The 25,021-nt window shown below is 63.7% G+C and carries 24 protein-coding genes and 1 tRNA gene; 12 read left to right on the top strand and 13 right to left on the bottom strand.

Annotated features, from left to right (window positions below):
* Nucleotides 1-8: 8 nt before the first annotated feature.
* Nucleotides 9-872: a squalene synthase HpnC gene (gene hpnC / locus C7389_RS04615; protein WP_133588854.1), complete on the bottom strand. Its 864-nt coding sequence runs from the start codon at nt 870-872 to the stop codon at nt 9-11.
* A 60-nt stretch (nt 873-932) separates the two neighbouring features.
* Here hpnC and C7389_RS04610 point away from each other — a divergent pair, with 60 nt between their 5' ends.
* The 3 genes from C7389_RS04610 to C7389_RS04600 are packed head-to-tail and all read left to right on the top strand — an operon-like array spanning nt 933 to nt 5,199.
* Nucleotides 933-1,607 carry an ABC transporter ATP-binding protein gene (locus C7389_RS04610; RefSeq protein WP_133588852.1) on the top strand — a complete coding sequence of 225 codons (675 nt, stop codon included), beginning with the start codon at nt 933-935 and terminating at the stop codon, nt 1,605-1,607.
* Nucleotides 1,604-4,093, top strand: a complete 2,490-nt coding sequence (locus C7389_RS04605) for an FtsX-like permease family protein (RefSeq protein WP_133588850.1) — start codon at nt 1,604-1,606, stop codon at nt 4,091-4,093. Before C7389_RS04610 ends, C7389_RS04605 begins: the two co-directional genes overlap by 4 nt.
* Entirely contained in the window at nt 4,093-5,199 is a 1,107-nt protein-coding gene (locus C7389_RS04600) for a lipocalin-like domain-containing protein (protein ID WP_246034632.1), read from the top strand. The genes C7389_RS04605 and C7389_RS04600 overlap by 1 nt, the downstream gene beginning before the upstream one ends.
* Nucleotides 5,200-5,211: 12 nt before the next feature.
* Here C7389_RS04600 and C7389_RS24800 read toward each other — a convergent pair whose 3' ends face one another.
* The 5 genes from C7389_RS24800 to C7389_RS04575 all read right to left on the bottom strand — a co-directional run bounded on the left by C7389_RS24800 (nt 5,212) and on the right by C7389_RS04575 (nt 12,115).
* Nucleotides 5,212-7,269, bottom strand: coding sequence for a diguanylate cyclase (locus tag C7389_RS24800; RefSeq protein ID WP_246034647.1), 2,058 nt, complete (start codon nt 7,267-7,269; stop codon nt 5,212-5,214).
* Nucleotides 7,270-7,468: 199 nt separating this feature from the next.
* On the bottom strand, nt 7,469-9,463 hold the full coding sequence (locus C7389_RS04590) for a TonB-dependent receptor plug domain-containing protein (RefSeq protein WP_246034631.1): 1,995 nt from the start codon (nt 9,461-9,463) through the stop codon (nt 7,469-7,471).
* An 89-nt stretch (nt 9,464-9,552) separates the two neighbouring features.
* Nucleotides 9,553-9,637 (bottom strand) — tRNA-Leu (locus C7389_RS04585).
* A gap of 190 nt (nt 9,638-9,827) precedes the next feature.
* A complete protein-coding gene (gene radA / locus C7389_RS04580) occupies nt 9,828-11,195 on the bottom strand; it encodes a DNA repair protein RadA (protein WP_133588847.1) in 1,368 nt (455 codons plus the stop codon).
* Nucleotides 11,195-12,115, bottom strand: a complete 921-nt coding sequence (locus tag C7389_RS04575) for a LysR substrate-binding domain-containing protein (protein ID WP_133588845.1) — start codon at nt 12,113-12,115, stop codon at nt 11,195-11,197. Before C7389_RS04575 ends, radA begins: the two co-directional genes overlap by 1 nt.
* 152 nt (nt 12,116-12,267) lie before the next feature.
* Between C7389_RS04575 and lplT the strand changes: the two genes are divergently transcribed.
* Complete coding sequence (lplT, locus tag C7389_RS04570) at nt 12,268-13,518, top strand: lysophospholipid transporter LplT (protein ID WP_133588843.1); 1,251 nt, start codon at nt 12,268-12,270, stop codon at nt 13,516-13,518.
* Here the strand turns inward: lplT and C7389_RS04565 are convergent.
* The 4 genes from C7389_RS04565 to C7389_RS04550 are packed head-to-tail and all read right to left on the bottom strand — an operon-like array spanning nt 13,515 to nt 15,956.
* Complete coding sequence (locus C7389_RS04565) at nt 13,515-14,399, bottom strand: uracil-DNA glycosylase (RefSeq protein WP_133588841.1); 885 nt, start codon at nt 14,397-14,399, stop codon at nt 13,515-13,517. The genes lplT and C7389_RS04565 overlap by 4 nt on opposite strands.
* Complete coding sequence (rimI, locus tag C7389_RS04560) at nt 14,396-14,818, bottom strand: ribosomal protein S18-alanine N-acetyltransferase (RefSeq protein ID WP_133589299.1); 423 nt, start codon at nt 14,816-14,818, stop codon at nt 14,396-14,398. The genes C7389_RS04565 and rimI overlap by 4 nt, the downstream gene beginning before the upstream one ends.
* Before the next feature lie 32 nt (nt 14,819-14,850).
* Nucleotides 14,851-15,540 (bottom strand): tRNA (adenosine(37)-N6)-threonylcarbamoyltransferase complex dimerization subunit type 1 TsaB, encoded by a 690-nt coding sequence (tsaB, locus tag C7389_RS04555; protein WP_133588839.1) that lies wholly within the window; start codon nt 15,538-15,540, stop codon nt 14,851-14,853.
* A 41-nt stretch (nt 15,541-15,581) separates the two neighbouring features.
* Nucleotides 15,582-15,956, bottom strand: coding sequence for a hypothetical protein (locus tag C7389_RS04550; RefSeq protein WP_133588837.1), 375 nt, complete (start codon nt 15,954-15,956; stop codon nt 15,582-15,584).
* Nucleotides 15,957-16,171: 215 nt separating this feature from the next.
* Here C7389_RS04550 and ompR point away from each other — a divergent pair, with 215 nt between their 5' ends.
* Genes ompR through C7389_RS04510 form a run of 8 tightly spaced genes read left to right on the top strand, consistent with a single transcriptional unit; the run spans nt 16,172 to nt 21,473 of the window.
* Nucleotides 16,172-16,909, top strand: coding sequence for an osmolarity response regulator transcription factor OmpR (ompR, locus tag C7389_RS04545; protein WP_133588835.1), 738 nt, complete (start codon nt 16,172-16,174; stop codon nt 16,907-16,909).
* 7 nt (nt 16,910-16,916) lie between these two features.
* Complete coding sequence (locus C7389_RS04540) at nt 16,917-18,299, top strand: ATP-binding protein (protein ID WP_425455555.1); 1,383 nt, start codon at nt 16,917-16,919, stop codon at nt 18,297-18,299.
* A 31-nt stretch (nt 18,300-18,330) separates the two neighbouring features.
* Complete coding sequence (locus C7389_RS04535) at nt 18,331-19,047, top strand: MBL fold metallo-hydrolase (RefSeq protein WP_211168208.1); 717 nt, start codon at nt 18,331-18,333, stop codon at nt 19,045-19,047.
* Nucleotides 19,037-19,456: a group II truncated hemoglobin gene (locus tag C7389_RS04530; protein WP_133588833.1), complete on the top strand. Its 420-nt coding sequence runs from the start codon at nt 19,037-19,039 to the stop codon at nt 19,454-19,456. The genes C7389_RS04535 and C7389_RS04530 overlap by 11 nt, the downstream gene beginning before the upstream one ends.
* Before the next feature lie 37 nt (nt 19,457-19,493).
* Nucleotides 19,494-20,102, top strand: a complete 609-nt coding sequence (locus C7389_RS04525; RefSeq protein ID WP_133588831.1) for a septation protein A — start codon at nt 19,494-19,496, stop codon at nt 20,100-20,102.
* Nucleotides 20,103-20,104: 2 nt separating this feature from the next.
* Nucleotides 20,105-20,404, top strand: coding sequence for a YciI family protein (locus C7389_RS04520; protein WP_133589293.1), 300 nt, complete (start codon nt 20,105-20,107; stop codon nt 20,402-20,404).
* Nucleotides 20,401-20,694, top strand: a complete 294-nt coding sequence (locus C7389_RS04515) for a BolA family protein (RefSeq protein ID WP_246034630.1) — start codon at nt 20,401-20,403, stop codon at nt 20,692-20,694. Before C7389_RS04520 ends, C7389_RS04515 begins: the two co-directional genes overlap by 4 nt.
* Nucleotides 20,691-21,473 carry a peptidylprolyl isomerase gene (locus tag C7389_RS04510; RefSeq protein WP_133588827.1) on the top strand — a complete coding sequence of 261 codons (783 nt, stop codon included), beginning with the start codon at nt 20,691-20,693 and terminating at the stop codon, nt 21,471-21,473. Before C7389_RS04515 ends, C7389_RS04510 begins: the two co-directional genes overlap by 4 nt.
* 68 nt (nt 21,474-21,541) lie before the next feature.
* Here the strand turns inward: C7389_RS04510 and C7389_RS04505 are convergent, their stop codons facing one another.
* From C7389_RS04505 to C7389_RS04495, 3 genes are read right to left on the bottom strand one after another with little or no spacing between them, the layout of a single operon-like run.
* Nucleotides 21,542-23,338: an acyl-CoA dehydrogenase C-terminal domain-containing protein gene (locus C7389_RS04505; RefSeq protein WP_133588825.1), complete on the bottom strand. Its 1,797-nt coding sequence runs from the start codon at nt 23,336-23,338 to the stop codon at nt 21,542-21,544.
* Between the two features lie 50 nt (nt 23,339-23,388).
* Nucleotides 23,389-24,054 carry an energy-coupling factor ABC transporter permease gene (locus tag C7389_RS04500; RefSeq protein WP_133588823.1) on the bottom strand — a complete coding sequence of 222 codons (666 nt, stop codon included), beginning with the start codon at nt 24,052-24,054 and terminating at the stop codon, nt 23,389-23,391.
* A gap of 27 nt (nt 24,055-24,081) precedes the next feature.
* Nucleotides 24,082-25,017 (bottom strand): electron transfer flavoprotein subunit alpha/FixB family protein, encoded by a 936-nt coding sequence (locus tag C7389_RS04495; protein ID WP_133588821.1) that lies wholly within the window; start codon nt 25,015-25,017, stop codon nt 24,082-24,084.
* Between the last annotated feature and the right edge of the window lie 4 nt (nt 25,018-25,021).

Raw genomic sequence — 25,021 nt, 5'->3', positions numbered from 1 at the left:
GGCGGAGGTCATCCTTGTCCTTGTACATGGGTGCTGCCGGACGAGCGGGGCCGGGAAAGCAGCGCGCGCCAGCCTATGCGCAGCCAGTCTGCGCGGCCGAGCTCCGGGCGGCGGCGGAATACGTCATAGCCGGCGGCTTCGATGCCTTCCAGGATGCGCAGCCCGCCCTGCACGATGAGGCGCAGTTCCCAGCCGATGCGGCCGGGCAGGCGATGGGCCAGGGGGGCGCCCTGCAGCATCATTTCGCGGGCACGCCCGACCTGGAAGGCAAGCAGGGCGCGCCAGCGTTCGTCGCAGCGGGCGGCGGCGATGTCGGCCTCGGTAACGCCGAAGCGCGCCATGTCGTCGGCCGGCAGGTAGATGCGCGGCTTGCGCCAGTCGATCGCCACATCCTGCCAGAAGTTGATGAGCTGGAGTGCGCTGCAGATGCGGTCCGAATCGCGCAGGGAGACTTCATCCGTCGCCTCGTAAAGATGCAACAGCAGGCGGCCGACCGGGTTGGCGGAGCGGCGGCAGTAGTCCAGCAACTCGGCGAAGTCGGTGTAGCGGATCTTGACCACATCCTGGCCGAAGGCATCCAGCAGGTCGTACAGCGGCAGCAGCGGCAGCCGGTGGTCGGCGACCGCCTTGCCCAGGCGCGCGAACATCGGCGCCAGCGCTCCTGCGGCAGGGGGCTCCTGCCGGGCGATGCGATCCAGGCCATCGCGGAAAGCCTGCAGGCCGGCGAGGCGGATTTCGGTTGTCGCGTCGCCCTCGTCGGCCACATCGTCCGCGCCGCGGGCGAAGGCGTAGATGGCCTCCACCGGTTCGCGCAGGCGCGCCGGCAGGAGCAGGGAAGCGACGGGGAAATTCTCGTAGTGGTCGACGGGCATGCGGTTGGCGCGGAAGGGCGGCCGGAGTATAAGCGAAGGTTTCCGACAAAACTGCCCTGCATGCTGGAAATCTCTCGCCTTTCGAAACGCCGGCCGGGCGACGCCGAACGCAGCCTGTTCCGCGGCCTGGAACTGCGCATCGCCGCCGGCGAATGCGTGGCGGTGGTGGGGGAGTCGGGCTCCGGCAAATCCACCTTGCTGAATTGCCTCGCCGGCCTGGAGCCGGTGGACGACGGCGAGCTCCGACTTGGCGGCACCACGCTCACCGGCCTGGACGACGATGCCTATGCCCGCATCCGCCGCGAACGCTTCGGCTTCGTTTTCCAGGCCTTCCACATCCTGCCGCACCTCACGCTGGCGCAGAACGTGGCGCTGCCACTCTGGCTGCTGCAGCGCCCCGCCGCCCAGGCCGAGCGGGAGGCGCTGGCGATGCTGGAACGGGTAGGGCTGCGGGATCGCGCAGCTGACTGGCCGGCGGGCCTCTCCGGCGGAGAACAGCAGCGCGTCGCCATCGCCCGTGCGCTGGTTCATAACCCGCAACTGGTGCTGGCCGACGAGCCCACCGGCAACCTGGACCCCGCCCGCGCCGACGACGTCCTGGACTTGCTGCTGGCCCGCATCCGCGACAGCGGCGCGGCCGGCATCCTGGTGACGCACTCGCGCCGCGCCGCGGCACGCTGCGATCGCATCCTGCGCCTGAGCGAGAGCGGCCTGCTGCCGGCGGACGAGGGATGAGCCCGGTCCTGCCGCGCATCTTCCTCGCCAGCCTGAAGCGCCGCCGTCTGGCGAGTGCGCTGTCCTTGCTGGCGATCGCGCTGGGGGTGGCATTGGGGCTGGCGGTGCAACTGATTCACGATGCGGCGCTGGGCGAGTTCGGCCGCGGTATCCGCCAGCTTGCCGGCGGAGCGGATCTGCAAGTGGTCGGCCCGCGCACCGGCTTCGACGAGCAGTTGTATTTCCAGCTGGCACAGCGCGCCGAGGTTGCGGCAGCCAGCCCGGTGGTCGAGGTGGATGCACGCATGCCTGGCCGCGAGGGCACGCTCAGGATCCTTGGTATCGACGTCTTCCGCCTCGCCGGCATCCAGCCGGAGCTGATGCCCTCCGCCGAGGGCAATGACACCTTCGCCACACTGCGCCCGGACGCGGTTTTTCTCAGTGCCGCCGCGCGACAGGAACTCCACGAAAGCGCCGGGCTGATGCTGCAGGCCGGCACCACACTGCAGCGTCTCCGAGTCGCCGGCGATATACCGGGTGTTGCCGGCCAAGTGCTGGGCGTGATGGACATCGCCGCTGCCCAGGAGCGCTTCGGCATGCTGGGCCGGCTGACACGCATCGACCTGCGCCTGGCGGACGGCTCGAACAGGGCGCAAGCAACGCGGGCGCTGCAGCCGCTGCTGCCGGCCGGCGTGGTGCTGCGGCCTGCCGACGCGGCGGCGGGCGAAGCCGACCTACTGTCGCGCGCCTATCGGGTCAACCTCACCATGCTGGCGGCAATCGCCTTGTTGACTGGTGGCTTCCTTGTATTCTCCAGCCAGTTTCTGTCCGTCGTCCGGCGCCGCCGGGAATTCGCCTTCCTGCTGGCGCTGGGGATGACGCGGCGCAGCCTGATGCGCGGCCTGCTTACAGAAGGAGCGGTGCTGGGCCTGGTCGGCGGAGCAGCTGGAGTGGGGCTGGCCTACGGGCTGGCCGCGCTCGCCTTCCGTTTCGTCGGCGCTGACCTCGGCGCCGGCTATTTTTCCGGCCTGAGGCCGGCGCTGGTCTTCGCGCCGCTGGCCAGCGCGGCCTACCTGCTGCTCGGCGTGTTCGCCGGCGTGGCCGGCACCTGGGCGCCGGCTGCCGCCAGCCTGCGCATTCCGGTAGCACGCGGGCTGCATGCGGGCGAGGGAGCAAGCGAGGCCCTGGTCGCGCGCGCGCGTCCCGGGGTCGCCGCGGGCTTCTTGCTGGCGGCCTTCCTCCTGTGCCAACTACCGCCCTGGCAGGGCGTGCCTGCAGGCGGTTATCTGGCGATTGCCTGCCTGCTCGTCACCGCGGTGATGCTGGTTCCTGTCGCAAGCCATGGACTGACCGCGCTGTTGCAACCGCGGCGCTCGCCGGTGCTCAGGCTGGCCACCGCAAGGCTGGCTGCGGCCCCCGGCCAAGCGGTGGTCGCCAGTGCCGGCGTGGTGGCCAGCGTCGCGCTGGCAGTGGCGATGGCGATCATGGTCAGCTCCTTCCGCTCGTCGGTGGATCACTGGCTGGATGCGGTGCTGCCGGCCGACCTCTATGTGCGCGCCTCCCTGGGCAGCGGCAGCGGCTTCCTCACCCCGGGAGACGTCGCCCGCATCGCCGCCGTGCCCGGCGTGGCCTCGACGGATGCGGTGCGTGCCGACAGCGTGCGGCTGGATGCCCAACGGCCCGCTGTCACCTTGATCGCCCGCGCCGTCCATAGCGGCTGGGGCCTGCCCTTGGTGGCTGGCAGCCTGGCCTATGAGGGCAGCGGCCAGCCGGCGTGGATCTCCGAGGCGGTGGCGGATCTGCACCAGCTCTCGGTCGGGCAGCCCCTGGAACTGCCGCTGGCCGGGGAGCCGCAACGCTTCATGGTCGCCGGCATCTGGCGCGACTATGCGCGGCAAAACGGCTCGGTGGTCATCGACCGCCAGTGCTACATCCGGCTCACCGGCGACGAGCGGGTGAACGACCTCGCTCTGCGGCTGGCTCCCGCGATCGAGCCTGGCCAGGTCGCGGCAGCCATCCGGGAGCGCTTCGACGCGGACACGCTGGAGATCGCCGTACCGGCCAAAATCCGGCGCATCACCCTGGCGATCTTCGACCGCACCTTCTTCATCACTTACCTGATGGAAGCGGTTGCGGTGCTGATCGGTCTGTTCGGCGTTGCCACCACCTTCGCCGCCCTGAGCACCGCCCGCCGCAGCGAGTTCGGCATGCTGCGCCACCTCGGCATGACGCGGGCGGACATCGCCCGGCTGCTGGCGACGGAAGGGGCATGGACAGCCGGCGTGGGCGTCGTCACCGGCATATTGGCCGGGCTGGCGGTGGCCTGGGTACTGATCGAGGTGGTCAATAGGCAGAGTTTCCACTGGAGCATGGATTTCCACCTGCCTTATCTGCCGGTGGGCGCCTTTGGTACGGGGCTGGTGGCGCTTGCGGCCGCGGTCGCGGTGCTGGCCGGGCGCAGAGCGATGAGCCATTCGGCGGTCCGTGCGGTCAGGGAGGACTGGTGATGAGGCGGCTGGCCGTCATGCTGCTCGGGCTGCTAATGCTGGCGAACGTCGGGGCGGCGGAGGCCGCCGGCCCTGGAGGGGAGGGCGCGCCCTATCCTGAAGTCCGTCCTGGCCGCAGCTTCAGCTTTCCTGCAGACCTGGGCGCCCATCCCACCTACCGGACCGAGTGGTGGTACGCCACCGGCTGGCTGGAGGATGAGACCGGCCAGGCGCGCGGCTTCCAGGTCACTTTCTTCCGGGTGCGCAGCCGCATCGGCGAGGGCAGCGCAAGCCGGTTCGCTCCCAGCCAGCTGATCATCGCCCACGTTGCCCTGGCGGATGCGGCGCAAGGACGCCTGCTGCATGCAGAGCGCAGTGCGCGGGCACAGCCCCCGCTGGCCGGTGCGGAGGAGGGCCGTACCCACGCCTGGATAGGCGACTGGCGTTTCTCCTTCGAAGACGGTCGCTATCGCGCCATCGCTCGCGACCCCGCCTTCGGCATCGATCTGGAACTTCATCCGGAGGGTGCGCCGCTGCTCAACGGCGAGGGCGGCTACAGCCGCAAGGCTCCCGCGCCGGAGCACGCCAGCTATTACTACAGCCGCCCGCAGCTGCGGGTGGCCGGCGAGATCATCATCGCCGGCGAGCGCCGGACGGTGAAAGGCCACGCCTGGCTGGACCATGAGTGGTCCAGCCAGGTCATGCCGGCGGAGGCAGCCGGCTGGGACTGGGTTGGCCTGAATCTGCTGGACGGCGGAGCGGTGATGGCCTTCCAGATGCGTGACCGCTCCGGCAAACCGTTGTGGGCCGCGGCAACCGTGCGCGAGGTGGGAGGAGAGGCGCATCGCCTACCGCCGCAAGCGGTTAGCTTCCAGCCTGGAAGGCGTTGGCTCTCGCCGCGGACAGGCGCCGAATACCCGGTGGAATGGTCCATCAGCCTGCAACTGCCTGGCGGGCGCCGCAGGCTTGATCTTCGCCCCTTGATGGACGACCAGGAGCTGGATGGCCGACGCTCCACAGGGGCGGTGTACTGGGAAGGCGCGGTGTCGGTGACGCAGGAAGACGGCACCGCGCTGGGCCATGGCTATCTGGAAATGACCGGCTACGCCAACCGCCCCCGCCTGTGAGGCGGAAAGGGCTCAGATGGGCAGCGGCGGCACCGGCAGACGCCACTCCTCGATGGCCTGCGGTAGCGCTATCGCGCGTCCTTGAGCATGGCTGAAGCCCAGGTCCGCCAGGCTGTCCAGCCAGAAGGCTTCCTCCACCTCGGAGGCGATGGCGTTGATTCCCAGCACCGCCGCCATGCCGCAAAGCGCCTGGCTGAGACGGTAGCCGGCTTCGAGGCCGTAGGCGTCCACCAGCCCTTTGAAGCTGATCTTGATGTAATCCGGACGCAGCTCGCTCAGATAGCCCACCTTGTTGCCATCCACCCGCTCCAACGCCACCCGGTGACCCGCCCGGCGCGCGGCTTCCACCAACTTCAAACTGGCCTCGGGTTGCTGCTCGGCGATGGAAATCGGAAACTCCAGCAGGACCTGGCGGGGCAGTAGCGCATGCCGGCGCAGATGGTTGCCGAGTTGGGCGAGGTAAGTAGCCGCATCCAGGATGGATGCCTCACTGAGATTGAGCCCGAAGCTGAGGGTGACGCCGCGCCCGATCTCCCGCTGGTGGCGGGCAATGGACGCACAAGCGTGGGAAGCCACCCAGTCGTCCAGATCCACCGCGGTGCCGCTCAACGCGAACTGGTGGAGCGATGCCTGCGGCGGGTGAGGGCGCCCCTCTTCGTCCGCCAGACGCAAGAGCACTTCGAGCAGTGGCTCTTCGCTACCACATAGCGGCAGCACCGCCTGGGCGTGCAGCATCAGCCGATCCCGGACCAGGCTACCGACCGGTACAGGCGTAAGGTCGCCCCGGGCCTCATGCTCGGTGTTGCAGCCCGAAGCAGGATCGTGTTCGACAATGCGGTTGCGGCCGTTCTTCTTGGCGGCATAGCAGGCCATGTCAGCGGCGGCGAGCACGTCGGAGGCACTGTCCAGGCTGCCGTCGATACGGATGAGGCCAATGCTCGCGCCTACCGAGAACTGCTTGCCATCCCAATGGAAACGGTAACTGGCGACCGCTTCCCGGAGGCTTTCCGCGATGCGCTGGGCATCGCCGCCCTGGCATCGGCGCAGCAGGAGAGCAAACTCGTCGCCACCGACGCGGCAGACCATGTCCTCATTGCGCACCCGCAGGCGGACGATGCGGGCGATGTGGCGGAGCAACTCATCGCCCGCGGCATGGCCACAACTGTCATTGACGATCTTGAAGCGGTCCAGGTCGATGAAGCACAGCACGCAGTTGTCGCCCGCCCGCCGGGAACTGGCGACCGCCTCTTCCAGCGCCTGCTCGAACGCGCGGCGATTCGGCAGGTCGGTCAAGGGGTCGTGCAGCGCCTGGTGGGCAAGCTGGGCGGTAGCGGCATCTACCTTCGCCTGCAGCGTCTTGTGGGCATCCTCGATGGAGCGCGCCATGGCGTTGAAGCCGGTTTCCAGGGCACGGAGTTCGTCGCTGGAGGCGCTGTCCTGCACGGTGACGTCCAGCCGGCCGCCGGCGATCTGGGTAACGGCCTCCACCAGACGTGCCACCGGCTCGCCCACCGAGCGGGCCAGCCGTAACGCAAGCGTGGCGGTGAGCCCCAGGCCGAAGGCAACCAGAAGGATGGTGCTGAGTACGACTTCCGTCTTACGCTGGGTCAGCGGATGCGTGTCCATCTCCACGTGCACCCATCCCACCGGGGCGGAGCTCGGAGCCTGCGCACCACCGGGCAGCAACAGGTCGTCCAGGTCCAGCGGTGCCGGCTGTACCGGCACGACGACCGCCAGGCGGCCACCTTCGGGGAAGTAATCCTGCGTCTTGCGTACTGCAACGATCTGCGCGGTTTCCAGCGGCGTAAGACGCCCGCTGACGGCCAATACCCGGCCTTCGCTTCCGTACACCGCGGCCGCCACCACATCGCGCTGGCCTAACGCAGCCTGCAGCAGGCTGGCCAGGCTGGCGCGATTACCGGTGATGACGCCATATTCAGCCGCCGGTGCGAGGAAGCTTGCAATACCGATGCCGCGCTCGCGCAGACCTTCGTCCAGGGCACGGGTACCACTGATGAGGAAGAGGACGGTAACCGCACAGGTGATCAACGCCGCCGGCAGCAAAGCCACCAACAGTACGCGCTGCCTGAGCGAAAGTGAGGAAAACCGCCTCAACACCTATCCTTAGTCCCACGAATAAAGGCATGCCCCCCGGCCAGGCTCTTGTCCTGTGAGGAGGGCGGTGGGGAAGAGGGGGCCAAGACTGCCACCACGCAAGAGAAGCGAGCCTCTTACCGTCGTGACCACACTTCAGCAGTTGCTGTCCGCTTTACCAGCCCAAGCGTAGCGACGCGAAGATGCGGGGTTCATGACGGAAACTCTCCTCGTGGAATTCAGGATAGGCGCCCCCGAGGCTTTGCGCAGTAATGGAGAACTCATCCTCCGACCCGGTCGCACCAAAGCCTTTCGCGAGCTTTATGTCGAAGCGATCCCGGGCGGGCACCTTGCCACCGTCGTTGAGCCACGACATTTCACTATTGTGATAGTAACCGAGGCTGAAACGCCAGCGTTGTGGCAGTTCCTTGATCAAGAGCAGAGAAGTGAGGGAGGCGGGCGCACTGTCCACCAGGCTGGCATCGGGCACATAGCCATCCTCCCGGATCTTCACGAAGGCCTGAGAGAGCAGGGCGCGACCTATCCCCGCGACTTTCCAATCGACCCCCAACTCCAGGCCATGCATCACGAAGGCGCCACTGTTCAAGAACATGAAGTTCCTATCTGAACGGGGAGGGTTCGCGAAGTTCTCGGGCGGCGGAACCCGACAGGCTCTACGGGAACTCGTGTAGCTGCAGGTCTGGTCGTCGAGATAGCGCGAGTAGCGCTCATGAAAGTAACGCGTATCGACATTCAGCCCCAAGGCGGGAAAGCGGGCCAGATAGCCGATTTCACTGTAACGGACCTTCTCGGGTTCAACTTTGAGACCGGCTCGATAGAAGATTCCCAATATCTTCCCATCGTTCTGCAAGGTTTCAAACGAATCCGACTCCATGAATGAGGGGGCTCGGTAGGCGATTCCCGTAGAGAGTCGGAGAGCGGAGTTCTCGGTTAGCGCAAAGTTAAAGGCTAAGCGAGGCGAGAACAGGGAGCCGCTGTAATCATGACGCTCGAAGGTCCCGCCAGCGTTGATCGAAAGTGCCTGTACGGGCTGCCACGTCACGCTGCCAAAGGTCTGCCATTGACGCGCGACGATAGTTCTGCCGGTAGAGAAGTAGCGTTCGGATTCCGCGGTATCACGTCGCACTCCCGCTCCGACTAAGACATGCCACTGCGGATTGAACCGCCTGGTGAGTTGAAGTTCGAGATCGTCTCTGGTGGTATCTATGTCACCATTTGCCGGGACCAGCGGATCATTGCCCTTACCTGCCAGCCAATCCCCGCGGACGCTACGTCCCTGGTGGTAATACTGGAGAGAAAACTCTGACTCCGCATCGAAGCTTCGTATCCATGCAACGTGCAGATAGCTCTCGTCCAGCTTCTCCGAACGGATGGGGTAATTGTTCGCGGTGGCCGGGGGATAGCCCCGCCGATCGACCCCGGCTGTCACGCCGAACTGCAGGCGGATCAAGTCCTGTGGCGACAGATGGGCCGAGAACTGTGAATTCAGGACCTTGCGGACGATGGACTCGGACGACTGCTCGTTATAGCTATCGAAGTTATCCGCAGTGCGCCGGGAAGCGGTGATGCGCCAGTCGAGAGGCGTGCCGCCGCGGCTGTTCAGACGTACGCCCACATCACGGATGTTCGGTTCGCCGACACGCGCGATGAGCGCAGCACCACTCTCGCTTGCCGTTGCGCGAGTGATGATGTTGACCACGCCCTGAAACGCATTCGCCCCGTAGGCGGCGCCATTGGGACCCCGCACAACCTCTATGCGCTCGATGTCATCGACCCGCAGCGGCATATCCTGCCAGTTGACGTTGCCCCACAGCGGATTGTTGATGGTCCGCCCATCCACCAGCACCTTGATCCGGCGTCCGTAAGCATCGCCCACGCCATGATTGGCAATGGTCGGCGAACCGTCAGGCCAGTCGGCAACGAGGAAGCCCGGCGCGAGGCGAAGAATGTCGTGGATTTCGGTGAAGCCGGAAGCGTCTATGGCCTCGCGGTCGATTACCGTCACAGGAGCAGGAGCATCCAGCGGGGACTGAGCCATCCGCGACGCGGTAAGGACGATGGGCAGATCGTCAAAGAAGAGATCTGAATCCGTCTGCCCCAAGCCGGAACTCGACACACCAGTCCCAATAGCCGCCAGCAGTGCGCCCATCCCGAGTTGCCGCCGTCGCATGATGGGGCCAACCCTCCATATGGTGTTCGTTTCTTCTTCTTGTCCTGCCGGACGCAATACAAGCGGTCTGGTGCGAGGGAAGAGACTCGAACTCTCACGCCTTTCGGCGCTGGAACCTAAATCCAGTGCGTCTACCAATTCCGCCACCCTCGCATCAACGCGTCAGCGCTGAAGCCGGCGCGGATTATACATCGGGCCACTTCAGCAAAAGTCATGGAAAGCGGCATAGTCGATACATAGGTCACAGCTTCCTTTCCGCCGAGCTATAACCGCGATAATTTGTATTATGTAAACTACGTTGCCCGCAGGGACGAGCAGTTCGCCAAGCAACCCAACCTCCTTCCTATTCGAAAACCTCTGTCGAGAGAGCTTCTTCCAGGCGATCCACGGCGAACACCCGCATGCCTTCCACAGGCTGCTTGGGGGCATTAGCCTTGGGAACCACTGCCGACGTGAAACCAAGCTTCGCAGCTTCCCGCAAGCGCTCCTGCCCCCGAGGCGCGGGTCGAATCTCGCCTGCAAGTCCCACCTCGCCGAAAATCGCCAAGCCTTTGTCCAAAGGTTTGCTCTTGAGCGACGACACGATGGCAAAAAGGATCGCCAGATCCGCAGCGGGCTCGGAAATCTTCACGCCGCCCACTGCGTTTACGAAAACATCCTGATCGAAGCAGACAATCCCCGCGTGCCGATGCAGTACGGCCAGCAGCATCGCGAGCCGGTTCTGCTCCAGGCCAACGGAGAGCCGCCGTGGATTCGGCGTGTGGGCACTATCCACCAGCGCCTGGATCTCCACCAGCAAGGGGCGCGTGCCCTCCTGGGTTACCAGCACGCAACTGCCCGGTACCTGCTGGCTGTGCTGGGAGAGGAAGATGGCTGACGGATTGGAGACACCTCGCAGTCCACGCTCGGTCATGGCGAATACGCCAAGCTCATTCACGGCGCCAAAACGGTTCTTGAAGGCTCGAACCAACCTGAAGCTTGAGTGGGTATCGCCTTCGAAATAGAGAACGGTGTCAACGATGTGCTCCAGAACGCGCGGGCCAGCCAGAGTGCCATCTTTGGTAACGTGGCCCACGATGATCAGCGCGGTGCCGCTCTGCTTCGCGAAACGCGTGAGTTGCGCGGCACACTCGCGCACCTGAGCAACCGAGCCCGGAGCCGACTGCAGCGCTTCCGAGTAGATGGTCTGGATTGAGTCAATCACCGCAACCCGAGGCTTCGCGGTATTCAGCGTAGCCAGGATGCGCTCAAGATTGATCTCCGGCAGCAATTGCAGGCCTTCAGTGCGAACCTGCAGGCGCAGGGCCCGGAGGGCAACTTGCTCGCCTGACTCCTCACCGCTGACGTAGACGACCGGATGCTGCGCGGCGAGGTGAGACAGCGCTTGCAGCAGCAGCGTTGACTTTCCTATCCCAGGATCACCGCCGATGAGCACGACACCGCCGGAAACGAGCCCTCCACCCAGCACCCGGTCGAATTCGTCGATGCCGGTGAGCGTCCGCGGCTCTTCCCTCGGCTCCAGCGCAGACAGGGGCTGCAACTTGCCAACGTTGCCGGCCAACGCGGCAAAGCGGCTATTGCTGGCCCCCCCCTGCTCCACCACGCTTTCCACCAGCGTATTCCAGGCCTGGCACTGAGGACACTGGCCCTGCCAGCGCAACATCTGCGCGCCGCATTCCGTGCAGATGAAAGCCGTCTTGCTCTTTGCCATTATTCGATTCCCGTACCGCCCTGGGCCATGCGGGCGAACTCCTCGCAGGCATGGTCGGCGAAGGTCGTGATGAGGCGCGAGCGGAACTTGTCGCGTGGGGTAATGACCTCCAGGGGCGTATACAGTCGGGGCTCCAGCGGGATGCCGGCCAGCCGCCCTTCCCTCACGTCGCGGCGAATGGCGGCACTGGAAGCAATGGCGTAGCCCATGCCTTCTGCTGCGAGATGCTTTACCGTCGCCAGGCTGCCCAGCTCGGCGGTGATGTTGAGCTCTGAGGTCGAAATGCCGGCGGCTTCGAAGAACTCTTCGGCAAGCTCACGTATCGCATTACCGGGATCGCGGGTGATGAAGGGATGCTCGAGCAGATCCTGTGCCTTGAGCTCAGAGGCACGGGATAACGCATGGCCGGGTTGGCAGATGACCAGCAACTCGTCGCGGGCCGCGCTGCGGCGTTCGATGGCCGGCTGGTCAGTGACGATCTCGATCAGGCCGATATCCAGTTCGCGGGCGGCCACCCGATCTTCCGTCAGTTGGGAGTTGCCCACTGCCACCCGCGGAATCACCCGTGGATAACGGCGCTTGAAACTATTGAGGAGCGGCGGCAGCCAGTAGGCGGCAATCGTGGTACTGGTGCCGATGTTGAGCACACCGGAGAGTTCGTCCGTGAGCTCGGCGACACGAGACTCAAGCTCTTCGCTCAACCCCAGAATGCGTTCGGCGTAGGCATACACCAACTCCCCCGCTGGGGTGAGGCTGATCTTGCCGTGTCCGCGATCCAGCAAGCGGGTGTTGTATTGCTCCTCCAGTTGCTTGATCTGGAAGGTCACAGCGGGCTGGGTCATGAAGAGATGCTCGGCAGCCCGGGTAAAGGAGCCGTGCTTTGCCACGGCATGGAAGACTTGTAGTCTGCGGTCGGCCATGTTCTCGATAAGCTGGTTTTATTTCGTCAATTACATCACAAATCGGCGTCCGTCGAACCGAGGACCGAAGCTCCCGTTGTGCCGCCGCACAACACGCTTCCTGGCTTCGTGTTATAAACCGCGCTTCCGCAATCGCCCATGCGTTTCAGACGATGCCGCTCGGCTTCTACATCATCATGGCAGCGCAGTTTTTCTCCGCGCTGGCCGACAACGCCTTGCTCATCGTCGCCATCGCCCTGCTCCGCGACATGCACGCACCGGCCGAATACGAGCCGCTGCTGAAGCTGTTCTTCACCGTCTCCTATGTTGCATTGGCCGCCTTCGTCGGCGCCTTTGCCGACTCGATGCCCAAGTGGCGGGTAATGTTGATCAGCAACACCATCAAGATCGGCGGCTGTCTGATGCTCTTCTTCGGCGTCCATCCACTGTTCGCTTACGCGGTGATCGGCCTGGGCGCCGCGGCCTACTCTCCAGCGAAGTACGGGATTCTTACCGAGTATCTGCCACACCGCCTGTTGGTGGTGGCGAACGGTTGGATCGAGGGCCTCACGGTGGGCGCCATCATTCTCGGCACCGTCATGGGCGGGATCCTCATCCGGGGTGACGTGGCTGGCTGGCTGGCACAACTCCATCTCCCCGGCGTGACCAACCCGTTCGAAGCCAGCGTGCTGGCCATCGGACTGCTCTATGTCGTGGCCGCCTGTTTCAACGTCTATATCCCGGATACCGGCGTTGATCACAAGCCGCTGAAGAGCAATCCCCTGTACCTGATTCACGACTTCAACCACTGCCTGAAGCTGCTCTGGCGGGATCGTCTGGGCCAGATATCGCTTGCGGTTACCACCCTGTTCTGGGGCGCAGGCGCGACGTTGCAGTTCATCGTGATCAAGTGGGCGGAGCACAATCTTGATTTCGACCTGTCCAAGGCTTCCATGCTGCAGGGCGTGGTGGCGATAGGTATCGCGGCAGGTTCTATGATGGCTGCCAGGATGATCACGTTGCGCCGAGCTGTGAATGTAATTCCCCTCGGTATCGCCATGGGGCTGGTAGTCATGCTGATGATCTTCGTCACCGGGCCGACGCTGGCAATGCTGCTGATGGTGATCGTGGGGGCGCTTGCCGGCTTCTTCGTCGTGCCGATGAACGCGCTGCTGCAGCATCGCGGCCATATCTTGATGGGGGCGGGTCACTCGATTGCAGTGCAGAACTTCAACGAGAACCTGTCCATCCTGATCATGACCGGCACCTACGCGGTCCTGCTGATGTGGGGGCTGTCGATCAATACGGTGATCGTGCTCTTCGGCCTCTTCGTGGCCAGCTCCATGCTCTTGGTCAAGCGCCGGCATGAAGCCAACCAGCGGGAGTTCGATTCCGTGGCATTGCTGGAAGACCGCTGCCACTAAGGCTGGGGAAGGCCTCCCATGATGCGGCGGGCAAAGCATAGATCCTCCCAGGCCTTGGACTTGTCCTGTGGATTGCGCAGCAGATAAGCCGGGTGGTAGGTAATCAATACAGGCGTATCCCGGTAGCGGAAGACGTGACCACGTGCCGCGCCTATTCTTACCTCCATGTTCAGCAAGGCTTGTGCAGCAGGGCGCCCCAGCGCCACCAGTAACTTGGGCTGCACCAATTCGATCTGTCGCGCCAAGAAAGGCAGGCAGCTGTCGATCTCCCCGGATTCCGGCGTACGGTTATGCGGGGGACGGCATTTGACAGCATTGGCGATATAAACCCCCTCCCCGCGCTTCAGACCGACCGCAGCAAGCATGTTGTCCAACAGCTTGCCGGCTTGGCCTACGAAGGGCTCGCCACGCAGGTCCTCTTCGGCGCCGGGTCCCTCGCCTACCAGCATCCACTGAGCGTTACGATCGCCAACGCCAGGTACAGCCTGCTTGCGCCGCTCGCAAAGCACACAGGCCCTGCATGAGCGGATCTCTTCCTCCAATCCCTCCCAGTCGAGGCTTGCAATGCGCTGCTCGCGCCCCGCATCTCTTTGCGGAGCCGCTTTCCCGGCAGTAGCGCCAGCAGGTACCGCCGATGGTTGCAGGCGCGACGGGGCCTGAGGGCCCGGAAGAATCGCTTGAGGCGCTGCCGGCTGAGGGCGAGCAGCGCTTGGAGAGATTTCCACATCGGCAGCCGACGAGGCGGGCAATGCGGCTTTGGCCTTAAGCGCCGCTTCAGCTCGCGCCGCATCACGGCTGCGTAGGAGCCACAAGGGGCCCAGCCCAATTTCGCGGAGAATCGCAGCACGTCGCGGAGGCTGTGCAGGCAGGGCCGGATTCATAGTGCTTTCCTCATTACCAACGCGTCTTCCCGCCCAGCAAGCGCAGGGTAGTAGTTCTTGCGGCGCCCGATTTGGAGATAGCCGCTACGTTGGTACAAGCATAGGGCTGCCGTGTTAGAAGGCCTTACTTCAAGGAAGAACTGGGTGGCGCCTCGCAAGCGTGCGTCCTTCTCGAGCCAATCGAGCAGTCCTGCCCCCAAACCTTGGCGCTGCCTGGCACGTAACACACTAATGTTGAGCAAATGCGCTTCATCCAGTACATGCAACACGACCGCGTACGCCACCGGCACCCTCCCTTCCTCCATGACCCATCCAGCCTGCCCGGCGGCAAGGGAGTCGGCAAAGTTACCGCGCGTCCATGGAAAGGGATGAAGGTCGCGCTCCTCGCGTTCAACCCAGTCGAGATCATCCTCCCGCATGCCCCGGAAATGGAGAGACAACTCATGAAAGCTCACGCCTTGCCACCTCTGGCGAGGCGTTCCGCAGTGGTATAAGCCACCTTGTCACGAACGTAGAGCAGCGCAGCTTCTTCGGGTGAGACGCATTCTCCCCCGAGTACGCGAGGCGCAGCCAAGCGGGCCACCTCCTCAGCTCTGGGGACCTTGTCTGCGTCTATTCCTCTGAACCTCTCACCTAACCGGCCTTGCAACACGTCGGGGTATGCGCGGAAAGCGGAGCCGATGCCCAGCCACTCGCCTTCCATAAGCTCAAGGGCCGCAGCCGGCACGCAACGCGCTTCGAACAGAGGACTGACACGACTCCCACGCACCTGAAAGCCGGCGAAGTACACCTCTTCCATGCGAGCGTCGGTTGCCGCAAGAACCTTGCCCTCCCCGCCCTGCAGAGCCAACGCGGCAAGGCTATCTATAGGGAGCACTCCGATTCCCGCCCCCAACGCTATTCCTTGAGCGACGCCGCAGGCCAGCCTCAGGCCGGTGAAGGCTCCCGGGCCACAGCCAAACGCAACCGCACTCAGGTCCCGGGCGCGGATACCAGCGTCTGCCAGAAGCGAAGCGATGGACTGGAGAATGCGTTCAGAGTGATTGCTATGGCCTTCAAGCGAGACACTGCGGACGTCCTGACCACAGAGCAAGGCAATGCTGGCCTGCTCGCAAGAGGTTTCTAGGGAGAGAACATTCATGGGCCGGTATTCTACCGGCAGCCCTCCGAGCGTTGTAACGCTCAGCGCGGATCGCGGTAACGCGTCTCGCTTTCGGGGTAGGCGCCACGCATTGCCGCGCGCAGGTCGCGATGGAGTGCATCGCGCTCCTCCGCACTCAACTTGCGCTTGCTCGACGGCTCGGGGGATCGTTCGGAATCGGCCGCGATTGCGCGGCGCAGATCGGTATGACGCAGGGCCGGCGCCGGGTACTCGACAGTAGCGCCAGCTTCCCCAGCCATCAGGGGAGGCAGCGGCGCTGCCGATACCTGGGCCAGAGCCTCAGAAGAGAAACTCGCGACCGCCATACAAAACAGCAGCACGGCGCTGTCTCGGCTTCTGGCGGCACGGCCGCTCCAGGATCGAGGAGTGCCGGGGATGTGCTGACGCTTCTTCATGGGAGGCGGAGGGGGAGGATCTGCACGTCTTTAAGATGTCGAGCAAAATACCGGTAAGCCCTGCCAAGGGGGAAGAACTATGTCACGCTCCCCTACGCCTTTTGTAAGAGGATGTTGCCTCTGGGTTAACGCCTTACGAAGCGTTACCAGCACGGGAAGCAGGCCCGCTGAGGGCGACTGGCAAGGTTTAAGTGACACGGGATAGGATGCGCGCCATGAATGGAAAAACACGATATCGCGTACTGCTGGTGGACGACGACGCGCGTTTGCGCGATCTGTTGTCCCGTTACCTGCAAGAGCAGGGGTTTGCCGTGAAGGCGGTGGTGGATGCCCCGACCATGGACCGAGCGCTGCACCGGGAGCACTTCGACCTGATGGTGCTCGACCTGATGCTGCCGGGCGAAGACGGATTGGCAATCTGCCGGCGCCTGCGTGCGGCGGAGAACCGGATGCCCATCATCATGCTGACCGCGAAGGGAGACGATGTGGATCGCATCGTCGGCCTCGAGATGGGCGCGGACGACTATCTTCCCAAGCCTTTCAACCCTCGGGAACTGGTTGCCCGTATCCAGGCGGTCATGCGTCGCCAGCCTCCGCCGCTGCCAGGAGCGCCGACAGCCGAAGACGAAGTAGTGGCTTTCGGCCGCGTCCAGGTCAATCTGGGAACCCGTACGCTGGTTCGGGATGGCGAGGAAATTCAGTTGACTACCGGCGAGTTCTCGCTGCTCAAGGTCCTGCTCCAGCATCCGCGACAGCCACTGTCCCGCGACAAGCTGATGGAACTCGCCCGTGGCCGGGAGTATGGGGTGTTTGATCGCGCCATTGACGTGCAGGTGTCTCGTCTGCGCAAGCTTGTGGAGGACGATCCCGCAAAGCCGCGCTACATCCAGACGGTCTGGGGCTTCGGCTACGTTTTCGTTCCGGACGACACCAAGGCCGCTGAGGAAGAGTGACCTTTAAGTGCCGCGCCCTTTGACTTTGCGCCGGGTGCGCGCGCTGGGACGCTTTCTCGCGGGCTGGTTGCCACGTACCCTTCTGTGGCAGACATTCCTTCTGGTTGCAATCCTGCTATCGCTGGCCCTGTTCGCCTGGTCGCAGATTTTTCGCTACTTCGAGGAAGAACCCAGGGCGCGCGATCTAGCGCAGATGGTCGTCAGCGTGGTCAATCTCACACGGACCGCGCTGATCAACGCCGATGCGGCGCGCCGGACCGAGTTGCTGATCGAACTGGCCGCGCTGGAAGGAATCCGTATATACCCGGCCGAGCCTTCGGATGAGATTGCCCCCTTGGGCAATGACAGACCGATGCGCTTGATGATGGCCGAGGTGCGCCGTCACCTCGGCGCGCACACCCGCTTCGCCCTCAAGTGGAAGTCTTTGGAAGGGTTCTGGGTCAGCTTCCGGCTGGACCCGGAGGATAGGGACGAGTACTGGGTGATGCTTCCGCCGGATCGTCTGGAAAAGCCACACGCGCTGGAATGGCTTGCCTGGGGAGGCGCTGCCCTGCTGGTAGCTCTGCTGGGCGCTTTCCTCATCGTCTCCCGTATCGGGACCCCTCTCCGGCAGCTTGCGCGTGCCGCCCGCATGGTAGGCAGCGGGCAGACACCACCCAAACAGGCGGAAAGCGGCCCGCAGGAAATCGCGGTCGTTGCCCGAGCCTTCAATCAGATGGCCGGCGATCTGGCCCGGACGGATGCGGATCGCGCCTTGATTCTCGCTGGCGTATCCCACGACCTCCGAACACCGCTTGCCCGCTTGCGTCTGGGAGTGGAGATGTCCGGAGCACCGATGGGCGAGGTGACTGCCATGGTGGCAGATATCGAGGAAATGGACCGCATCATCGGGCAGTTCCTCGATTTCGGCCGCGGTGATCCACAGGAACCACTGCAGCAGATCGACCTCTGCGGTCTGGTGGCGGACGTCATCGAGCCCTACCGCCTGCGGGGCGTGAGCGTTAACCTGCACATGCCCGAACCCATCCTCGCTCCTGGTCGTACGCTGCCACTGCGCCGCGCGCTCGCCAACCTGGTAGACAACGCCTTGCGCTACGCCGGCGAGAACAAACCGCTGGATGTCAGTGTCTTCCGGCAAGGAGAAGGCGTCGCCATCGAGGTCGCTGATCGCGGTCCAGGCATTCCCGAGGCAGATGTCGAACGGTTGAGGCGGCCCTTCACCCGACTGGAGGCCGCCCGCTCGAACACCAAGGGCGCCGGGCTGGGGCTGGCCATCGTCGAGCGGGTGATGCGCTCCCACGACGGCCGCCTGGACCTCCTGCCACGCGACGGCGGCGGACTCAGAGCCATTCTTTGCCTGCCGCTGGAGCCCTCTGCCCCGGGTCGCTAGAATGCGTTCAGCCGACTGGAGGAGATGACAAATGAGCATCGTGTTCCGCCAACTGTTTGACGAAGAAACCTGTACCCTCACCTACCTGCTTGCGGATGCGCTTTCCGGAGATGCGGTGATGGTGGACTCGGTGAGAGAGCACGTCGGCCGCTACCTCGCCTTGCTTCAGGACTTGAACTTGCAATTGCGCTGGTTGCTTGAGACCCACGTTCACGCCGACCATGTGACTGGCGCTGGAGGCCTAAGTGAACTCACGGGGGCACGCATCGTCGCTGCAGCCGCAGCCGGTACGCAGTGTGCGGATCATCCGGTTTCTCACGGCGACAGCCTCGTTTTCGGCGGTGAGGTAATACGGGTTATTGCCACCCCGGGCCATACGCCGGGCTGCCTAACCTATCAGTGGCGCGACCGGATCTTCACCGGTGATGCCCTCCTGATCGGCGGTTGTGGCCGTACCGATTTCCAGGGGGGAGATGCGGGAACCCTGTTCGACAGCATCACCGGCCACCTCTTCACGCTCCCGGACGAAACCCTGGTCTTCCCGGGGCATGACTACAAAGGAATGAGGGTCAGCTCCATCGGCCAGGAGAAGGTCTCCAATACGCGCTTCAATGGGCGCAATCGGGAGGAGTTCATCGCCTTGATGGACACGCTCAACCTGCCCACACCGAAGTACATGGATGAAGCCTTGCCCGCCAACCTTCGCTGCGGTCGTACCGACTCCACCTTGATCCATCATGCCGCCTGAAATTCCCCCCCTTCCCGTCCTCACCCCCTATGAACAGATCGGCGGCGCCCCGATAGTGCGCGCCTTGGTCGACCGCTTCTACGACCTGATGGACAGCGAGCCTGAGACCTGGGAGCTTCGCAAGATGCATCCTGAAGATCTCAGCGGCTCCCGCGAGAAACTGTTCATGTATCTCAGCGGCTGGCTGGGTGGTCCGAACCTGTATGTGGAGCGCCACGGCCAGCCTTTCCTGCGGGCCCGTCATCTGCCCTTCTCCATCGGCGTCGCCGAGCGCGATCAATGGATGCGCTGCATGCGCCGGGCGCTGGACGAGTTCGTGAGTGATCCGCAACTGCGGGAGAGGCTGCACACCGCCATCGGTGGGCTGGCCAACCACATGCGGAACCGGGCCGAAGCTCCTGAGCGCTAAACGCAGTCCGCTGCCACTCTCGCTATAATCCCCGCGCATGAAATTCCTCTTCGACCTGCTGCCAGTCATCCTGTTCTTCGGTGCTTACAAGATCGCCGGGATGAATCCGGAGGCTTCGCTGTCCCTCGCTTCCTCCTGGCTGGGGGATGGTATTGTCGCCACGCAGGCTCCCATACTCATTGCCACTGCCGTCGCCATGGTGGCCGCTGCGATTCAGATCGCGCTGGTCTGGTTCAAGCGCGGCAAGGTGGACGGCATGCTGTGGGTGAGCTTTGCCATCATCGTCGTATTTGGCGGCGCCACCCTCTTTTTCCATAACCCGACCTTCATCAAGTGGAAGCCCACTGCTCTTTACTGGCTATTTGGCGCCGTTCTGCTCATTGCGGGCCTGGCGTTGAAGCGCAACCTGATCCGCAAGATGCTGGAGGCACAGATCCAGTTGCCGGATGAGGTCTGGAACAAACTGAATCTCGCCTGGGCATTGTTCTTCGTCATGATGGGCGGGCTGAACCTCTATGTCGCCTACAGCTTCTCCGAAGAGTCCTGGGTCAATTTCAAACTGTTCGGGATGACAGGCCTCATGATTGCCTTCGCCGTCTTGCAGGGTTTCTACCTGTCCCGCCACATAGAGGAAGATGCACACTGATGATGTTCTATGCACTGATAGGCGAGGACGCGCCTGACAGCCTCGAAACCCGCATGGCTGTCCGGCCGGCGCATCTGGCCCGGCTGCAGAACCTGAAGGACGAAGGGCGCCTGCTGCTCGCCGGCCCCATGCCGGCCATCGATGCGCTGGAGCCAGGGCCAGCCGGTTTCGCCGGCAGCCTGGTCGTCGCAGAGTTCGCTTCCCTCAAGGAGGCAGAGGAATGGTTGGCCAACGACCCCTACACCGTGCAGGGCGTTTTTGCCCGAACCACCGTTCGGCCCTTCCGCAAGGTTCTGCCGTGAACACCATCGAGCAGATCCGTCAGCGTCTGCAGCCTCTTTCGCCACTGATGGTCGAAGTCGAAGACGACAGCGCTCTGCACGCTGGCCATGCTGGCGCGCGCGCCGGTGGCGGACATTACGATCTGCACATCATTTCCGATGCTTTTGCCGGCAAGAGCACGGTGAGTCGGCACCGGATGATCTACCAGGCACTGGGCGAGATGATGAAGGGAGACATCCACGCCCTCGCCATCCGCGCTCAAACGGCCGAAGAGGCCTCTATGCAACCCACCAACAAGGAACACCGATGAAACGATTTCCGAGCCGCCTGGCCATTGGCCTGATTGCTGCTTTTCTGGCACAGGGAGCCATGGCTGCTGCGCCCTACGCCACCGTCAATGGCACGGCGATTCCGGCCAGCCGGGCGGAAGCCATGCTGAACGAACAGCGTGCCCAGGGCGCCCAGGACAGCCCGCAGTTGAACGACGCAGTGCGTGAAGAACTGGTGCGCCGCGAGGTGTTGAGCCAGGAAGCCACCAAGAAGGGGCTGGAAAAGAAGAGTGACGTGCAAGCCCAGATGGATCTCGCCAAGCAGGCCATCCTGATTCGCGCCTATCTGCAGGACTACGTCAAGACCCACCCGGTCACCGATGCCGAGATCCGCAAGGAATACGACACGATCAAGAGCCGCATGGGCGAGAAAGAGTACAAACCGCGCCACATCCTGGTCGAGACTGAAGACCAGGCGAAGGCCATCATCGCCAAGCTTCAGAGCGGATCCAAGTTCGAGGATCTGGCCAAGGAGTCCCGCGACCCGGGCTCCAAGGACAAGGGCGGCGAGTTAGGCTGGAGCAATCCCGGCATGTTCGTGCAACCGTTCTCCGATGCCATGGTGAAGCTGGAAAAGGGCAAATTCACCACCACGCCGGTGAAGAGCGACTTCGGTTATCACGTCATCCTGCTTGAAGACGTCCGCGACCTGAAAGCGCCCTCCTTCGACGAAGTCAAGCCGCAACTCCAGCAACGCCTCCAGCAGCAGAAGGTCGAGGCTCACATCCTAGAGCTGCGCGAAAAAGCCAAGGTCCAGTAAGAAACAGGCCCCGGCTGAAAATAGAAATGGCGCCACTCGGCGCCATTTCTATTTGGATTTCGCAGTATTCAGAAAAGCTCCTCAGGCAGATCCAGCGTACCTGCAGCACCGTATACGACCGCATGGGAGAGCCCAGCCGAAAGCGACAGGTAGTGATCGGCAAAAAAGCGGGCTGTAATGATCTTCCCCTGGTAGAAACTGCTTTGCTCTTTCCCGGACGCCAAAGCGTTCCGGGCGACGATGGCGGCCCGCGCCATCTGCCAGCCACCGGCAACGATTCCCAGCAACTTGAGGAAGGGCACCGAGCCCGCCGAGGCGGCCTTGATATCGGTGCCATAGGTGTCCAGCACGAAATCCACCGCCTGCTCCAGGGCCCTTGCGGCATCTGCAAGGGCATTCTGTATGGCCTTGAAGGCAGGGCCGTCCAGTGACCCAGCCTCGGCAGCCGTCTGCCGCACAGAGGCGATCACCGCCTTGATCGCCTGACCACCGTCCCTGGCAACCTTTCGCCCCAGCAGATCATTGGCCTGGATTGCCGTCGTCCCCTCGTAGATCGAGGTGATACGGGCATCCCGCAAGTGTTGGGCTGCACCAGTCTCTTCGATGTAGCCCATGCCACCGTGCACCTGAACGCCGGTGGAAGCGACGTCGATCGCGTTCTCCGTGCTCCAGCCCTTGACCACAGGAATCATCAAATCGACGAAGGCCTGCCTTTCGGCTCGCACTTCAGGATCAGGATGGTGGTGAGCCAGGTCGGTGGCCGCAGCCACGACGTAGGCCAGCGCCCTCATCGCCTCCGTCTGGCTCTTCATGGACATCAACATGCGGCGCACGTCCGGATGCCGGATGATGGCGACCTTGCCGCCCCCCCGTACGCCGGCCTCCGTACCTTGCACGCGTTCACGGGCATAGCCCAGCGCATGCTGGTAGGCGCGCTCGGACAACGCGAGGCCCTCCATGCCCACCGCGAAGCGCGCCTCGTTCATCATGATGAACATGTATTCCAGACCACGATTCGCCTCCCCTACCAATGTGCCAACCGCACCACCCTTGTCTCCAAAAGCAAGCACGCAGGTCGGGCTCGCATGAATGCCCAGCTTATGCTCGATCGATACGCAATGGACGTCGTTGCGTGCCCCCAGGCTTCCGTCCGCCCCAACCAGGAATTTCGGGACCGCGAACAGGGAGATACCCTTCACACCCTCGGGCGCGTCCGGCAAGCGGGCGAGCACCAGGTGGATGATGTTGTCGGTGAGGTCGTGGTCACCATAGGTAATGAAGATTTTCTGGCCGAAGAGTTTGTAGCTGCCATCGCCCTGCGGTTCAGCCCGGGTCCGGACGGCGGCGAGGTCTGAGCCAGCCTGCGGCTCGGTCAGGTTCATCGTGCCGGTCCATTCGCCGCTGATCATCTTTGTGAGATAGAGCGACTTCTGTTCATCGCTACCTCGTAGCATCAAGGCTTCGATGGCGCCACCGGTCAACATCGGGCAGAGAGAAAAGGCCATATTGGCCGATTTCCACATCTCCATTACCGCAGTCGACAACAGCTTCGGCAGACCTTGGCCACCGTACTCGGGGGCGGCTGCAATTGCGGTCCACCCCGCAGCCGAGAACTGACGGTACGCCTCTTTCCAACCGCTGGCGGTCTTGACCGCGCCTTCGCTCCAACGAGCACCTTCCTGATCACCGGAATGGTTCAGAGGCGAAAGCACCTCGGTGGCAAAGCGGCCGGCTTCTTCGAGGATGGCATCGACGAGATCGCTGCTGACTTCCTCGTTGCCCGGCAGTGCGGCCACTTCGTCCAGCCCGGCCAACTCCTTCATCACGAACTGCATGTCGCGTATCGGTCCGATGTAGGTGCTCATTCGATGCCACTCCTCGTTGGTGTTATACGCCGGGCGAAGCCGGCTCCCTCTCACTTGTTCAGCAAGTAACGCTTATCGTCGAATGCCGCAACCCAGTCCGGCCGATAGACCACCAGCAAGGTCATGGCAGCGCCCCCCAGCCAGGCTTCGGCAAAACCGAGCAGCAGGAAGAAGGGGAGATACTCCGCCAGCAGGAAATCAAAGCTGTAAGCCCCGGCGAGCGACATCGCCCCGGAAGCGATAAAGCCTTGCAGCAGCACCGTGAGCGCCGAACCGACAAAGCTGGTGATGAAAATGAAGACAAAAAAATGCGCCGGCAGGAAACGCACGACTAGGCGATGCAGCACGGAGGCGATGCCGATGGGCGCAGCCACCATGAAGATGAAATTCACCGGCCACGCCGCCCACTCCACCGCGCCGTTCAGCGTAATGCCGGTGAGCGCGAGGCCGAGGACATACAGCGCCAGTTCGGGCCCCAGGGCCAAGGTGGCCGCCATCGCGCCCAGCATGTGCAGATTGAGCCCGGGCTTCACGCCAGCCTTCAGGCTCCACATCAACATCAGCACCACCGCGATACCCAGGGCGAGGTTCAACTGGGAAGAGGCCAGCAGCTTTTTCCAGGGCGCAGTGCGGGCCGCTAGGGCCAGGACGACGATACTGAGCACGGCCATGAACACGTGCCAGGCAGTCGGGAAGAGCGACGCCGACAGGTTCATGTCCGTGCTCGGGACGGAAAGTCCGACTCAGCCCACCGCGGCGGTCAACTGCGGCACCGCTTCAAACAGGTCTGCAACCAGGCCGTAGTCCGCCACCTGGAAGATCGGGGCTTCCGGGTCCTTGTTGATGGCCACGATCACCTTGGAGTCCTTCATGCCAGCCAGATGCTGGATCGCACCGGAGATGCCCACCGCAACATACAGCTGCGGCGCCACGATCTTGCCGGTCTGACCGACCTGGTAATCGTTCGGTACGTAACCAGCATCGACCGCCGCCCGGCTTGCGCCCAGGGCCGCGCCCAGCTTGTCGGCCAGCGGCTCCATGATGGCGTGGTAGTTCTCGCCGTTGCCCAGGCCGCGGCCACCCGAGACGATGATCTTGGCGGCCCCCAGTTCAGGACGGGCGCTCTTGGTAAGCTCCCGTCCGACCAGGCTGGAGATGCCAAGATCGGCAGCCGCCGCGATGCTCTCCACAGCAGCATTGCCGCCAGCCTCGGCAACCGGCTCGAAAGCGGTGGTACGAACGGTGATCACCTTCACGGAATCACTGCTCCTCACCGTGGCGAGCGCATTACCGGCATAGATCGGCCGGACGAAGGTATCGGCCGATTCCGCTCCGACGATGTCGCTGATCTGCGCGACATCGAGCAGCGCGGCGACGCGCGGCAGCGTGTTCTTGCCAGCGCTGGTGGCCGGCGCCAGGATGTGGCTGTAGGAGCCGGCCAGGCCCTTGATCAGTTCAGCCACGTTCTCCGCCAGTTGCGCATCGTAGTGCGGCGCATCCGCGACCAGCACCTTGGATACCCCGGCGATCTTGGCGCCCGCTTCAGCGGCGGCGCCGCAGCCTGCGCCGGCAACCAGCAGATGAACATCACCGCCAATCTTGGCCGCAGCACCCACGGTGTTCAGGGTTGCGGCCTTGATCGACTGGTTGTCGTGTTCGGCAATAACCAGGATCGTCATGTTC

Origin of the sequence: Azoarcus indigens, from assembly GCF_004361735.1 — a bacterium.
Classification (GTDB): Bacteria; Pseudomonadota; Gammaproteobacteria; order Burkholderiales; family Rhodocyclaceae; genus Azoarcus; species Azoarcus indigens.
The sequence above is the reverse complement of the archived record's forward strand: the minus strand, read 5'-3'. Positions and strand labels throughout refer to the sequence as shown.

Coding starts and splice junctions, on each gene's coding strand:
- rimI (WP_133589299.1), bottom strand. CDS start 14,818: ATGCGGGAGGATGATCTCGACTGGGTTGAACGCGAGGAGCGCGACCTT.
- ompR (WP_133588835.1), top strand. CDS start 16,172: ATGAATGGAAAAACACGATATCGCGTACTGCTGGTGGACGACGACGCG.
- C7389_RS04510 (WP_133588827.1), top strand. CDS start 20,691: ATGAAACGATTTCCGAGCCGCCTGGCCATTGGCCTGATTGCTGCTTTT.
- radA (WP_133588847.1), bottom strand. CDS start 11,195: ATGGCAAAGAGCAAGACGGCTTTCATCTGCACGGAATGCGGCGCGCAG.
- C7389_RS04520 (WP_133589293.1), top strand. CDS start 20,105: ATGTTCTATGCACTGATAGGCGAGGACGCGCCTGACAGCCTCGAAACC.
- C7389_RS04605 (WP_133588850.1), top strand. CDS start 1,604: ATGAGCCCGGTCCTGCCGCGCATCTTCCTCGCCAGCCTGAAGCGCCGC.
- C7389_RS04575 (WP_133588845.1), bottom strand. CDS start 12,115: ATGGCCGACCGCAGACTACAAGTCTTCCATGCCGTGGCAAAGCACGGC.
- C7389_RS04505 (WP_133588825.1), bottom strand. CDS start 23,338: ATGAGCACCTACATCGGACCGATACGCGACATGCAGTTCGTGATGAAG.
- C7389_RS04600 (WP_246034632.1), top strand. CDS start 4,093: ATGAGGCGGCTGGCCGTCATGCTGCTCGGGCTGCTAATGCTGGCGAAC.
- C7389_RS04500 (WP_133588823.1), bottom strand. CDS start 24,054: ATGAACCTGTCGGCGTCGCTCTTCCCGACTGCCTGGCACGTGTTCATG.
- C7389_RS04530 (WP_133588833.1), top strand. CDS start 19,037: ATGCCGCCTGAAATTCCCCCCCTTCCCGTCCTCACCCCCTATGAACAG.
- hpnC (WP_133588854.1), bottom strand. CDS start 872: ATGCCCGTCGACCACTACGAGAATTTCCCCGTCGCTTCCCTGCTCCTG.
- tsaB (WP_133588839.1), bottom strand. CDS start 15,540: ATGAATGTTCTCTCCCTAGAAACCTCTTGCGAGCAGGCCAGCATTGCC.
- C7389_RS04590 (WP_246034631.1), bottom strand. CDS start 9,463: ATGGGCGCACTGCTGGCGGCTATTGGGACTGGTGTGTCGAGTTCCGGC.
- C7389_RS04550 (WP_133588837.1), bottom strand. CDS start 15,956: ATGAAGAAGCGTCAGCACATCCCCGGCACTCCTCGATCCTGGAGCGGC.
- C7389_RS04495 (WP_133588821.1), bottom strand. CDS start 25,017: ATGACGATCCTGGTTATTGCCGAACACGACAACCAGTCGATCAAGGCC.
- lplT (WP_133588843.1), top strand. CDS start 12,268: ATGCCGCTCGGCTTCTACATCATCATGGCAGCGCAGTTTTTCTCCGCG.
- C7389_RS04525 (WP_133588831.1), top strand. CDS start 19,494: ATGAAATTCCTCTTCGACCTGCTGCCAGTCATCCTGTTCTTCGGTGCT.
- C7389_RS04565 (WP_133588841.1), bottom strand. CDS start 14,399: ATGAATCCGGCCCTGCCTGCACAGCCTCCGCGACGTGCTGCGATTCTC.
- C7389_RS04535 (WP_211168208.1), top strand. CDS start 18,331: ATGAGCATCGTGTTCCGCCAACTGTTTGACGAAGAAACCTGTACCCTC.
- C7389_RS04610 (WP_133588852.1), top strand. CDS start 933: ATGCTGGAAATCTCTCGCCTTTCGAAACGCCGGCCGGGCGACGCCGAA.